General features: G+C 67.6%; 8 protein-coding genes. 3 read left to right on the top strand and 5 right to left on the bottom strand.

Annotation, left to right across the window (positions count from 1 at the left end; translation table 11 throughout):
- Positions 1 to 1,912, top strand: a 1,912-nt coding sequence (locus WAW85_RS00900) for a thioesterase domain-containing protein (RefSeq protein ID WP_422557786.1), incomplete at its 5' end; no start/stop codon positions are given.
- A 2-nt stretch (positions 1,913 to 1,914) separates the two neighbouring features.
- Positions 1,915 to 3,486, top strand: coding sequence for an acyl-CoA carboxylase subunit beta (locus tag WAW85_RS00895; protein WP_422557785.1), 1,572 nt, complete (start codon positions 1,915 to 1,917; stop codon positions 3,484 to 3,486).
- Between the two features lie 66 nt (positions 3,487 to 3,552).
- On the opposite strand, the gene WAW85_RS00890 is transcribed toward WAW85_RS00895, so the two are convergent.
- Complete coding sequence (locus WAW85_RS00890) at positions 3,553 to 4,284, bottom strand: VIT1/CCC1 transporter family protein (protein ID WP_422557784.1); 732 nt, start codon at positions 4,282 to 4,284, stop codon at positions 3,553 to 3,555.
- Between the two features lie 96 nt (positions 4,285 to 4,380).
- Between WAW85_RS00890 and WAW85_RS00885 the strand changes: the two genes are divergently transcribed.
- Positions 4,381 to 4,845 (top strand): DUF2231 domain-containing protein, encoded by a 465-nt coding sequence (locus WAW85_RS00885; RefSeq protein WP_422557783.1) that lies wholly within the window; start codon positions 4,381 to 4,383, stop codon positions 4,843 to 4,845.
- A gap of 69 nt (positions 4,846 to 4,914) precedes the next feature.
- Here WAW85_RS00885 and WAW85_RS00880 read toward each other — a convergent pair whose 3' ends face one another.
- From WAW85_RS00880 to WAW85_RS00865, 4 genes are all read right to left on the bottom strand, one after another.
- Complete coding sequence (locus tag WAW85_RS00880) at positions 4,915 to 5,223, bottom strand: putative quinol monooxygenase (protein WP_422557782.1); 309 nt, start codon at positions 5,221 to 5,223, stop codon at positions 4,915 to 4,917.
- A gap of 60 nt (positions 5,224 to 5,283) precedes the next feature.
- Positions 5,284 to 8,598 (bottom strand): arabinosyltransferase domain-containing protein, encoded by a 3,315-nt coding sequence (locus tag WAW85_RS00875; protein WP_422557787.1) that lies wholly within the window; start codon positions 8,596 to 8,598, stop codon positions 5,284 to 5,286.
- 62 nt (positions 8,599 to 8,660) lie between these two features.
- The gene (locus WAW85_RS00870) at positions 8,661 to 12,107 is read right to left on the bottom strand and encodes an arabinosyltransferase domain-containing protein (protein WP_422557781.1); all 3,447 of its coding nucleotides are present in this window, start codon (positions 12,105 to 12,107) and stop codon (positions 8,661 to 8,663) included.
- A gap of 78 nt (positions 12,108 to 12,185) precedes the next feature.
- Positions 12,186 to 13,408, bottom strand: a 1,223-nt coding sequence (locus tag WAW85_RS00865; RefSeq protein ID WP_422557780.1) for an arabinosyltransferase C-terminal domain-containing protein, incomplete at its 5' end; no start/stop codon positions are given.

The following is a 13,408-nucleotide window of genomic DNA, read 5'->3' as shown; positions in this document are numbered from 1 at the left end:
GGGAGCGGGTGGGCCCCAATCGTCGCTGGCTGAGCCTGTCGAAGCCTCCGCGGGTGCCCTTCGACAAGCTCAGGGAGCGGGTGGGGCCCAATCGTCGCTGGCTGAGCCTGTCGAAGCCTCCGCGGGTGCCCTTCGACAAGCTCAGGGAGCGGGTGGGGCCCAATCGTCGCTGGCTGAGCCTGTCGAAGCCTCCGCCGCCGTCGAGGACGACGTGGTCGACGACATCGGCGGCAAGTGGACGCTGGAGTCCGGCCAGACCGTCGAGCAGCGTCTGGCGACTATCGTCGGCGAGTCGATGGGCTACGACGCCGACGACCTGCCGCGTGAGGTCCCACTGATCGAGCTCGGCCTGGATTCGCTGATGGCGGTCCGCATCAAGAACCGCGTCGAGTACGAGTTCGACATCCCGCAGCTGCAGCTGCAGGCGATGCGCCAAGCCAACCTGGGCGATGTGACTAAGTTTGTCACTTTCGCGGTGCAGAACCGCGATCAAGTGGACCTGCTGGCGCAGGGTTCGCCCGACGGTAAGGAGCTCGACACCGCCGCCCTCTCCGCCCTGATCGACGAGGCCAATGCCCGCAACGCCGCAGGGGAACCCTTCGACGGAGCTCAGGGAGCAGACGACGTCGCGGCAGTGGACGCTGCCGCCCCGGAGATTGTTGCTGACGAGCCCTCGTCCTCGGTGGTTGAGCCGGGGGACGAAGGAGCCCGTGTCGAAACCACGCCCTCGGGCGAACCCGCCGCCGTCCCGAAGAAGGCGGACCTGACCGACCAGGCTCAGGTCGCCGCGGCGGCCGGTGCCGACGTGCCCCCGCGCGACGCCGCCGAGCGCCTCACCTTCGGCGCTTACGCCGTGGTGACCGGCAAGTCCGCGGGCGGTGTCTTCAACAAGCTCGACGTGCTCGACCAGGAGATCGCACAGAAGCTGACCGATCGACTGAACGATCGCACCGGCGGCAACATCGACGTCGAAGACGTGATCGCGTCGGAGACCATCGAGGAGCTCAGCGAGTACGTCCGCAAGCACATGGAGGCAGCTGCCGACATCGACGGCTTCGTCCGGTACCTGCGTGTTCCGGAAGTTGACGGTAAGCGGCAGCATGTGTTCGACACGACGGCCGGCGACCCGATACCGATGCTGGTGTTCCATCCGGCAGGCGGAAACACCTCGGCCTACGAGGCGCTGCTCAAACGGCTACCTGAGGATCAACCGGTGGTCGGTTTCGACCGCGTCGAGGGCAGCATTGAAGAGCGGGTGCGGCAGTACCTGCCGAAGCTCAAAGAGGTCGCGCCGCACGGACCGTACGTACTGGTGGGCTGGTCGCTGGGCGGTGTTCTCGCCTACGGTGCAGCCCAGTTGCTGCGCGACCAGGGCGAGCAGATCGCGCTCGTCGGCCTCATCGACGTCGTTCGGCCCACCGTCGACCTGATCGACACCCCGGAAAATAAGCGGGCCCGGTTGGAGCGCTGGAAGGATTTCGCGGTCAAGACCTATGACCTCGATGAGTCCATCCCGATTCCGATGGATCGTCTGGTGGACGCCGACGACGACGGCCAGTTCCAGATCATCATGGAGATGATTCAGGCATCGGGCACTAAGATCCCCGGCGGCATCATCGAGCATCAGCGGACCTCGTTCGTCGATAACCGTGCCCTCAGCAATATCGCGCCGACGCGCTACGACGGCAATGTGGTGCTCTACCGGGCCGACAAGATGCACGACGGCGCCATCGAACTGGAGCCGCAGTGGGCCGACGTCGCCCCCGACGGAAGGTGGGGCGAGGTGGTCGACGATCTGGAGATCGTGCAGATCGGCGGCGATCACCTGTCCATCGTCGACGAACCTTACGTGGCGAAGGTGGCGGCTGATCTGTCGCGCCGCATTGCCGATGTGAACCAGAAAGAGGTCTGAGCGTGACTGTCGACAACACTGCCTCGCAGCACACCACTGCAGGCAAACTCGCGGATCTGCGGGCGAAGTTGGAACTGTCCAAGGAGCCTGGTGGGCAGCGCGCGATCGCTAAGCGCGTTGCCAAGGGGATCGCCTCGCCGCGCGAGCGCCTGCAGATGCTTTTCGATGAGGGAACCTTCGTCGAGGTCGGTGCGCTGGTGAAGGCGCCGGGGTCAGCGGAGACCGGCTACGGTGACGGCGTGGTGACCGGCCACGGGCTGGTCTTCGGGCGGCCCGTCGCCGCGTTCAGTCACGACCAGAACGTGCTGGGCGGATCGGTCGGCGAGATGTTCGGCCGCAAGGTCGCCGGTCTGATGGAATGGGCTGGCAAGCTGGGCTGTCCGATGGTGGGCATCAACGATTCGGCAGGCGCCCGCATTCAAGACGCAGTCACCTCGCTGGCCTGGTACGCCGAGATGGGTCGCCGCAATGAGCTGCTGTCCGGTATCGCTCCGCAGGTGTCGATCATCCTCGGCAAGTGCGCTGGCGGCGCCGTGTACACCCCGGCGAACACCGACATCCTGGTCGGCGTCGAGGACAAAAGCTACATGTTTGTCACCGGCCCAGACATCCTCAAGGCCGTCAACGGCGAGGACATCTCCGCCGAGGATCTGGGCAGCGCCCACAATCAGGCGCGCTGGGGCAACATCCACCACGTCGCCCCGGACGAGAAGGCCGCCTTCGAGTGGGTGCGCGAATACCTCCAATACATGCCGTCAAGCTGCTGGGAGACCCCGCCGGTGATCAATCCGGGCCTGGAGCCGGAGGTCACCGAGACGGACCTGTCGCTCAATGAGTTCATGCCGGACAGCGACAACGCCGGATACGATATGCGCGACATCCTCATCCGGTTGTTCGACGACGGGGCGTTCCATGAGATCGGCGAACTGTTCGCGCCGAACATTCTGACCGGTTTCGCTCGCGTCGACGGGCACAGCGTCGGCGTCGTTGCGAACCAGCCGAGTGTCATGGCTGGCACCCTGGACACCGATGCCTCGGAAAAAGCGACGCGTTTCGTTCGCATCTGCAATGCCTACAACATCCCGCTGATCTTTCTGGTCGATACGCCCGGCATTCTGCCCGGACTTGCCGAGGAGGCCAAGGGCACCATCCGGCGGTCCGGCAAATTCCTGTACGCCTATGTGGAGGCCGACGTCCCGAAGATCACCGTGGTGCTGCGCAAGGCTTACGGTGGGGCCTACGCGGTGATGGGCTGCAAGCAGCTCGGCGCGGACGTCAACTTCGCCTGGCCGACCGCCAAGATTGCGGTGATGGGCGCCGAGTCGGCGGCCGTCCTGCTCACCCGCAGGCAGACCGAGGGTTTGTCGGCGCACGACGCCGACAAAGTGCGCCGCGACTTCATCGACTTCTACAACGTGATGATGGCCAACCCTTATCTGGCCGCGGAGAAGGGCTACATCGATGCGGTGATTGAGCCGGCGCAGACCCGGCTGCAGCTCCGCAAGGCACTCGCGCAACTGCGTGATAAGCAGATCCTGCGTGCGCCGCGTAAGCACTTCCTGATGCCGATCTAGGGCGGTACTAACCGGCGTCGGGCTGGCCCACTTCGGCTCGCACCGCATCGGTGCCGGATGCGGTGATCAGCCGATCGCGGTGCCCACGAGGGCGCCGATGCCGTAGGTGACCGCCATCGCGATTGCCCCGCCGAGCACCACCCGGAGCGTGGGGCGGCCGGGTCGGGCCCCGCCCAGGGCGGCACCGAGCGCGCCGGTCAGGGCCAGCGCGAGTAGGACGGTCCCGAAGACGACCGGAATCCGCCAAGACGCTGCTGGCAGCAAGACGGCGATCAGTGGCAGCAGCGCTCCGACGGTGAAGGCAACTGCCGAGGAGAAGGCGGCGTGCCAGGGGTTGGTCAGCTCGGTGGGGTCCAGGTGGAGTTCGGCCTCAGCGTGGGCGGTGAGCGCATCGTGCGCGGTCAGTTCGGCGGCCACTTGATGGGCGGTGGTCGCACTGAGGCCCTTCGCCTCGTAGAGGCCGGCGAGTTCGGCGAGTTCTGCGGCCGGGTCCTCGCGGAGCTCGCGACGTTCCTTGGCGAGCAAGGCGCGTTCGGTGTCGCGCTGGGAGCTGACCGAAACATACTCGCCCAAGGCCATCGAGATGGCGCCGGCGGCGAGGGCGGCGACACCCGCGGTGAAGATCGGCCCCCGTTCGGTACTGGCAGCGGCGACACCGACGACGATGCCTGCGGTGGAGACGATGCCGTCATTCGCGCCGAGCACCCCGGCCCGCAACCAATTCAGCCGACTGGTGAGGCTGCCAGAATGGGGTTCGTCTGGGTGGGCGTGCGGATTGCCGTCAGTTATCGCGGTCACGGCTGTAACGGTCCCTGACCGTCGGCCTCACCGCAAGCAAGGTTTGGCGACGCTCAGGGGTCTCGCGGAGCCGGGCACCGCGGTAAACTCGCGTGCATGGACACCATTGTTGGCCTGCCACTGCACCCGCTCATCGTGCACCTCGTCGTCGTCATCGTGCCGGTGACGGCGCTGGTCGGTGTCGCCGTCTCGGTGTGGCCCCGGGCGCGCACCTATCTGGGCTGGTTCCCTCCGCTGCTGGCGCTGGTTGCGTTGATCGCCGTACCGATAGCTTCCAGTGCGGGCGAAGCCCTGGAGGAGAAGGTGCCCGGTACGTCCGCCATCGAGCGGCACGCGGAACTCGGCGACATCGTGATCCTGGGAGTGGGCCCGCTTTTTGGTCTGATGGCCTTGCAATGGCTGCTTGATCAGTCGGTTGTGTACCGCCGGATACCGTTGAGCGATGACGCCCTGGTGTGGGTGCGCCGCGGCACCGGCGCGGCGGTCATCGTCGCCGCGATTGCGTCGATCTGGCTCGTAGTCCTGGCCGGTGATACCGGCGCCCGCGCCGTGTGGGGCTGAGCATGTTAACGCCGCCGTCAGGTGCCAGATTCCGGCACCTGACGGCGGCGTTAACCCAAGGGGCGGGTGCTAGAGGCCGAGGGGGGACCAGCCGTCGCCCTCCACCTGGCGGGCGATCACCTCGGGTCCGGCGGCCAAGAAGGGTGCGAGGGCGGCGCCACCCTGCTGGAAGTGCGCGCTGCCGAAGTGGGCGTTGAGGCCCTCGTCGGTGTACCCCTCCAGTGCGTAGTACTCGTCGGGGTTCTCGGTATTGCGGCTCAGCACGTACCAGAGGTTGCCAGGCTCGTCGCGCGTGGCAGCCGCCAGCGGCGCGAAGGCTGCGGCGAAATCGTCGCCCTTGCCGGGCTGGACCTGGAAACGGACGTTGACGATCTGCATGGAGGCTCCTGTCGGTAATGGTTTCCCGACAGTATCCCGCAGAATCGGCCGTCCGCCGACTCAGTATCCCGCGGACCGCATCGGGGCGCGGCTCGCCAGGCCGTTGACCGTGCGGTAGCCGAGCTCCAGCTGCGCTGGGGTGGCATCGGGCACCAGCGGGGTGAACCGCTCCAGAGCGCCCCAGTCGCGCGCCCAGTTGTTTCGCAGATAGGTCGGCACCAGCGTGTTGGTGAGCAGCGCGTCGGTGATGCCCAGGGGGCCGCCGAACTTACCGGCCATCCAGGTTTGGCTGTTGCGCTGGGTGCCGTCGGCGTCCGGCATGATTCGCCAGTCGGGGATCTCCAGCACGCCGTCGCGCACGGCCATCGGACGCTGACACGGGAACACTAAACCGGGTAACCAGTCGATGAACACCGGATCGGTGTGACCCACGACGTCGTTCAGGGTCCGCAGGGATGGGACACGCGGTGGGGTGAAGGCGATCCACTCGGCGGCCGCCGCCGCATCGTCGACGACGTTCAGGCGGACCAGATCGGCGCCGGGGGGAGCCTGCTTGAGCGGGAAGCGCAGAGTGCGCCATTCGGAGTTGGTTTCGATCGCGTCGATCGGCTTGTGCGGCGCACCGACCGGCACCACGCGGCCGTCGGTGCCGAGGCGACCGTATTCAGCCACCAGCTTGCGGCCCGGGGTGAGGCCGTTGAGGTTATTGAACGCCTCAATCGAACCGGCTGCGGCGACCACCAGGAGCGGTGAATCTTCCGGAGCCTGGCCGGGAGAGAACGGCAGCTGGTACCAGTCGGTGGTCACCGAGGCGACGCCGTTGGCCTGGTAGCTGCCGAGAACCGGCGTGGTGGCCGGATTGAGCCCGTTGGGGAGGCGGACCGCCGTCGACGCCGCCGCAGTGCCCTCCTCGATCGCATCGGTCGCCGACCCCTGGCTCGTCGCTTCCCGGGCGGGCGCGGCGGCGGTGGTGGTGTCCTCGTCTTCGGTGGTGGTCGACGTCGTCTTGCGCTCCAGCGGGTCGATGAGCGTGCTGGCCGGGATTCCGTCCGGCGTGAAGCCGACGTTCGCTCCGCCCAAGGCTGCGGTGGGCGATGGCGCGGGCCGTCCACCGACGGCGGCCGGGAGCAAAATGGACTTGTTCGGGTCGGTCTCCACCAAAACATCGTTGGCCAGGGCGCACTCATCGCCGGACAGCGCCCGGACATTCGATTTGAGCCACGACCAGCTGTCGCGCTGCACCCACGCACCCTTGGCGAACGAGAAGATCATGAACGCGATCACCAGCGCGGAGATCACCGGTACCGGCGAGAACTTCAACCGGTTCAGCACGCTCGGGTCCGAGCCGGTGCGGGTGGCGGCGTCCACGTAGTCGTTACGGAAGTAGTACCAGAGGCCTACCAGTGCGCACCCAATGGCTGCGGCGAGCATCAACCAGCCCAGTTTGATCCCGGCAATCGCGATCGGCCGGTCCCACCACGGCACGCCGTAGCTGCCGACGTACCACCACATGTTGGTGCCGGTGGCGGCGACGGCGGTCACCAGCAGCACCGCCGCAGCAAAGAAGGCACGGTTGGCGCGTGAGCGCAGCAGCACGGGCGACATCATGGCGACGGCGGCGGCCGCGATGGCGGCGCCGATACCGGCGTAGATCCCGAAGTGGTGTGTCCACTTGGTCGGCGTGAAGGAAATGAAGAACATCGTGCCGAGCATGACGGCGACTAGCCGCCAGATCGGGGCGCGCGCGACCCCACTGAGCGGGCTGCGGGAGAGTAGTCGGAAGATGACGACCAGCAGGCACAGGAACATGATCAGAATGCCGAAGCGACGCGCGAAGGTACCGTCGCCGGTCTGCAGGATCAGGTAGTAGTACCGAACTGGTTCCTGCCACCACTCCTGCGTCGGCCCGACCTCGGTGGCCACCGCGCTACCTTCGAGCAGCGGCTGCAGCGGCTGCCAGTAGAAGACCAGGAACAGCACTGATGTCCCGCCGGCCAGGATCGGCGCGATCATCGGCAGCAAGCCGTCGCGGCTGCGGCGGGCGACGATACTGCGGACCACCGGCCGTAAGCCGGCTAGCAGGGCGGCGGCGGCCATCAAACCGCCGGGGGCCACGGCCAGGGTGAACGCGCCGGTGACCGCAGCCAACGCGTACGGAAGCAGGCGGCGCGTGGCGATCGACCGTTCGACGAGGCACCAGGTCGCCAGGGCGCCGACGGCTTCGAGCGGCTCGAAGCGGATACCGTTGTTGTAGGGCAGCCAGATGGCCAGGAACACCAGCGCGCCAGCCCAGACAGCCGCGGAGTTGGTGCGGACGGCGCGGCCCAGGCGTGGCAGCACCTCACGGCTGATCAGCCACCAGCCGAGTAGGCCGAGTCCGAATGCGGGCAGGCGCAGCCATGGTGCACCGACGCTGACCTGCGTCATTGCGGCCAGTACCTGATAGGGCCAGCCGAACGGATCTTGCGGGACGCCGAAGTACCGGAAGTAGTTGTCGGCGTAGCCGGCTTCGCCCGTGATGCGAGCGACAGTGATGTTGTAGCCGTCGTCGGAGGTGTTGCCGCCCATCAGCCACCAGATCGCCAGCACGGCGAAGACCACCACGTCTGGGCCGCGGATGGTGAACCAACCGCGCGGCAGGAAGCGTTTGTGTCCGCGTCCGTCGCGGGTGTCGAGCACGCCGAGCGCGATCAACGACAGGAGCGTCATCAGAATGCCGACGATCACGGCGGTGAGCTTCAGTGCGGTCGGGGAGTTCACGTACCTGGTGTCGATGTCGGCGTGCAGCGACAGACCGTCTCGCGAAGCATTCGCCGGGAGATCGGAAAACACCCCGACGACCTGCGCGCGCATGTCCGGGTCGTTGGTGGAATACCGCGTCCCCTCACCGCTCATGCCTTCGACTTCCGCGACAACGCCCTGAGCGCCACCAGTCACGCGGAATACACAATTCTGGTTCGTTTGTGCCGCAGCGCGATCCACGTTCAGCAGCAGTACATTGCGGAGCGTCATCGTGATGTTCTGCTGGTCGGCGCGAATGAACAAACCGCGCGCATTGGCCTGTTTGCCCGCCGCCGGAATGGTCGACAGCAGCACGCCGCCCGCGGCCGGTAGCTGCGCGGCCAACGAACACGGAACTGTCGTGGACATGTCGGTGGGAACGAATGACACCAGCGGGGCGGTCACATCGCTGATCGTGTCCTGCTGCGGCCACTGCAGCGCGGAGCTGCGTTGCTCCACCGGCAGCAACGGGGTGGCGAGGGCGAGGATCAAGCCGAGTAGGCCGGCGATCGCCGCGATCCACTTGGCCACGCGGTAGTTGTTCGCCGTCGCCCAGCCGAAGCGACCCGAGTCGGTCGCCGACGTCGCGGACATGTCGGTCTTGGCCTTTGGTGCTGCCGGATCAGGCGTGGCGGTATCGGTCACGGTGTCCTCGCTCATTTCGGGGGCTCCAGACGGATCGTTCCGGTGCGGGCCAGACCGGACTGCGTCACCTGCTCGGTAGCGATCGCCGCGGGCATCGCATCCGGAGCGAGCGGCGTCAGCTGCTCCAGTGTGCCCCAGTCTTGATGCCAGTCATGATTCAGATAGGTCGGTACGACGACTGACCGAGTAGTGCCCTCGACGATGCCGAGCAGACCACCGGCGCTGCCGGCCATCCAAGTCTTGGACTGCATGTTCATGGTCACGAAGTCCGGCATGATGCGCCATTGCGGAACCTGGGCGACCCCGTGGGTGAAGGTCATCGGCTGCTGGCACGGGAAGTACGCGCCGACCGGGAAGTCGATCAGCGTGGGGGCTTGCGAACCCACGAGATCCTGCAGGGACACCATCTTCGGTGCGCGCGGCGGAGTGATGCCGATGAACTGCGTGATGCCGAGGTTGGTGTCGTCGAGCTTCAGCCGCATAACGGTGGCAGCCGGCGGGGCGTCGGCCATCGGCACCCGCAGGTTGCGCCACGGGCGGTTCGCAATGTGCGGACCGGGATCGATCGGGGTCACATCCTTCCCCGCCTGGACAAACTCGCCGTTCGGGCCGGGACGGCCGAACTGCACGAGAAGTGACTGCCCTGGCACGCGGACGCCGTTGGCGTCGAGGGTGGTGACCGCACCGGCCGTCGCGAACACCAGCAGCGGCGACGTGGTGACCGATTCGGCCCCTGGCGACGGTCGGGTGGGCAGCTGGTACCAGCCGGTGGTCAGATGGGCATTGCCCGGGTAGCCGTAGCTGCCGAGCACGGGCGTGCGGGCCGGGTCGAGGCCGAACGGCAACGCGACGGTGGAGCCGTTGACGGTCCGTGGCCCGGTCCCGCCGGTGGTGCCCGCACCGAGGGTGCCGATCGTGGCGAACGGCTGTGAGGTGGATCCGCCGACGTGCATGGAACCCGGGCGCATGCTGAAAGTATCCGGGAGCAGGCTGGTCGGAACACCGTCTGGCGTGAAGCCGATGCCGTCGTGGCCAGCCAAGGTTTGCGAGGCGGTCTGCCCGCCGACCGGAACGAGGAAGTTCGCATTCGGATCGGGCTCGGCGAGCACCTGATCGGCCATCCCGCAGGAGGAGCCGCCCACGGCATTGACGTTGTGGGACAGGACGGTCATCGCCCCATCACGGTCCACCACGGCTTTGCCGAACAGTGCGAGCGTGATCAGCACAGTCACTGCGGCGATCACCGTGATGGGCGAGGAGGCGACACTCATCCGGATGCGGTCGGCAGCCGAATCGGGTTCGCCAGCGTCGTGATGGGCCATGCCGCGGTTGTGCACGTAGTCCAGGCGCAGCGTCTGCCACAGGGCGACGGCTACCGAGATCACCGCGAGGACGAGGACCAGCGACGAGACCTGCTGGCCGGCCAGCGAAGGGGCCTGGTTGAACCAGGCGATGTTGTACCGCGCGACGTAGGGCCAGGCGTTGTAGCCTGCGGCCACGGCGGCGAGGCCGAAGAGCAGGGCGGCGATGAACACGGTCAGGTTGCGGGTGGACCGGCTGGCAGCTTGGGCGACCGCGAGCGTCGCAAGGGCGGCCAGGGCCGCAGCCAGTCCGGCGAAAACCCCGAAGTGAATGCTCCACTTGACCGGCACAAAAAAGAACAGGATCAGCGTCACAGCGAACGCGCCGATCAGTCGCCAGGCGGGACGGGCGTTGACGCCGTCAATGGTGCCGCGGCGGAGCAGCACAGCGGCGGTGACGATCGCCGATGCGTACAGCAGCATCACTGGAATGCGGCGGGCAATAGCACCGTCGGCGGTGGTGACCGCGATGAAGTAGTACCGCAGGAACTCTTGGCTCCACGGAATCACCGGCCCGGTGATGTAGCGGACGCGCATCGCCTCCAACACGGTCATCAGGGTCTGATCGCGGAACACGACGACGAGGACGACGAGCGCAGCCGCACCGATGGGCGCGAGCAGCGCGACGATCGGATCTTCGCGCCGGCGTGCGGCGAGGATCGCCAGCATGGCGCGCGCACTGACCAGCAGGATGGCGATCCCGATGACGCCCTGCGGGGCGAGCGCGACGGTGAAGGTGGCGAAGGTTGCGGCCAGTGCGGGCGGGAACAGCCGTTTGGTGGTGATCGCCTTCTCGGCGGCGCACCAGGTCAGTAGCGAACCGAGCACGATGATGCCCTCGGTGCGCAGGCCCGAGCAGAACGGCATCCAGAAGGCGAGGAAGACCGAGGCGGCCGCCCAGCCCGTCCACCCGGTGGCCACTGTCGCGGTGCCCAGCCGCGGCAGCACCACGCGGCTGATCAGGAACCAGGACACCAGGCCGGCCAGGAGCGCGGGGAGGTGCATCCAGATCATCGCCGGGGACACCTTGGCCCAGAGCGCCAGGAACGCGTAGTACCAGTCAAAGGGGGCCTCGGCGATACCGAAGTAGCGGTAGTAGTTGGACAGGTAACCGGCCGCGTCGGCGGTGCGGCCCATGTTCAGGATGTAGCCGTCGTCGGGGGCGCCGGCGCCGAGGAACAGCCAGATCGCCAGGACGGCGGTGACAACCAGGTCGGTCAGCCGTGGGCGCAGCGATCCGATCCACCCGCGCAGCCGACTGGGGCGCGCCGCAGCGGAGTGATCGGCAGCGGGGTCATCGGCAGCGGGGCCATCGGCGCCGTCTCCGGTCGGGCCGCGGGTCAGTTGCGGCCCGTATCCGCGCAGCCGGTCCAGGCAGTACAGCGCGACGAGGGCGACGACGGTGGCTAGCACCGCGATCGCCATGACGATGATCTTCAGCGTCGTCGCACGAGATTCGTAGCGGTTGTCGATGGTGATTTGTGCGCGCAGGCCGTCGGTCGCAGCGGCCGTCACCTGGTCGGTGGTGAGCGGGGTGAACAGGCCGTCGATCTGCGGCCGGGTCTCCGGGGGCAGCACTCGGCGTGGGCCGATGCCGACGAACTGCGCGCCGGTCTCGGCGGGTGTGGCGAAGATATGCAGGCGGGTGCAGTCTGGGGAGGCCAGCTCGTCGATGGTGGCGGTGGCTGCGGTGGTGGAGCGGAAGAGTACCGACACTCGGTCACCGCGACTGGTCACCTGCAGGGAGTTGTTGGCGAATCGGCTGGCGTTGGTCGCCATGGTGGATAGCAGCACGCCACTGCTCGAGCGGGCAGCCTCGGCGAGCGGGGCGCACGGAATCATGATGTCCAGGGCCTGCGGCGTCTGGGCGATCAGCGGCGCCACAATCGACGGATCGTCCGGGTTCAGGGTCTGTCCTTGCGGCCAGCTGATGGTGGCCTGCGTGGTCGACACCGGCAACAACGGGATGGCCAGGGCGGCTAGAATGCCGATCAGCCCGGCGACGGTCGCGAGCAGGCGGGCTTGCGGCGCCGAGAGCGGTGATGCGGCCCGCTCGCGGGCTCCCGTCTCGTCGGGCTCAGTTGTCGGCACAGGCACGACTTCTGAGGTTAGTCGAACATGCTGAGCAGGTCCCAAACGTGGCCGGTCTGTTGACACTGGCGTGCCGGGGTCAGGTCAGTGCCGGATCGGCGCGGGGCTCCACAGCCCGCTGCGGACGCGGGTGTCGTAGTCGATCACGGCGGGCTGGGCGTCGTCGTACGCCGAGTAGCGTTCCAGCGCGCCCCAATCGCGACCGATATCGCCCTGCAGGTAGGTCGCGACGGTATCCGGCCGTTGGGTCACATCCAGCCAGCCGAGTGGTCCGCCGCCGGGGGCGGACTGCCAGGTGCCGACCGCCGCGGCCAGGTCTGCGCCGGGCTTGATTCGCCACTTCGGGATCTCCGCGACACCGGCGTGGAAGTTGAACGGGCGCTGGCACGGCACGACGAGGCCGGACGTCCAGTCGACGTGCACCGGATCGGTGGACCCGACAGTGTCCTGCAGGGTGGTCATCTCCGGTAGACGCGGTGGGGTGACCACGAGGTAGTGATCGCCAGCGAGGTTGTGGTCGTCGGCGACGATGCGGATCGCGGTGAGGTCGGCGGGCAGCCCCGCGGTGTCGATGCGGACGTTGCGCCACGCCGTCGTGGGGCCCGGGTCGATCATCGCGATCTCGCCGGTCGGGGTGAGCTGACCGTCGCGGGTGGCCGGTCCGACGGGGTCGCTCGTGTACTCCAGACTCAGTTCGCCACGATAGAAGTTACCGGCCACCGAGAAGGTGAGGAGCGGACGCTCGCGCCAGTCGTCGGGCAGTCGGTACCAGCCGGAGGTTAGCTGCGCGGGGGTTTGCGCGTCCGCGCGGTAGCTGCCGAGGACGGCGGTGCGCGCCGGATCCAGCCCGAAGGGCAGCGCGGCGAGACTGCCGTTGACACCGGGCTGCTCGATCCGGCCGCCGCCGGTGCCGCCGCTGTTCGCGATCAGTAGGTCCGGGTCGATCATCGCGGCGCCGGCCAGCACACCGAGGCTGCCGGAGGAGGCCCGCACGTTGAGGTCTTCTGGGGCGCCGTTCGGGGTGAAAGCGGAAGTGGCCCGCCGGTCGGCGCCCTCGGGCTGGGTCGAGGGTCCGGCCAGTGGATCGGCCAGGGTGGCGTCCACCGGGGTCAGCAGGAAGTCGCTCGGGTTCTGCTCGACCCACACTTTGTCGGCCAGGCTGCATGGCCGCCCGGCGAGGGACTCGAGGTTGCTGAGCGGCACCGAGTACGAGCCGCTCTGGTTGATGCCCGCGACGATTGCGGTGATCATCGCGAACGCCACCAGGGTGCCGCCGGCCACGCCCATCGGCGCCCGGGCCGGGAAGC

This window comes from Gordonia sp. (in: high G+C Gram-positive bacteria) (assembly GCF_049299075.1).
Classification (GTDB): Bacteria; Actinomycetota; Actinomycetes; order Mycobacteriales; family Mycobacteriaceae; genus Gordonia.
This window is presented reverse-complemented; position numbering and strand designations above follow the sequence as displayed.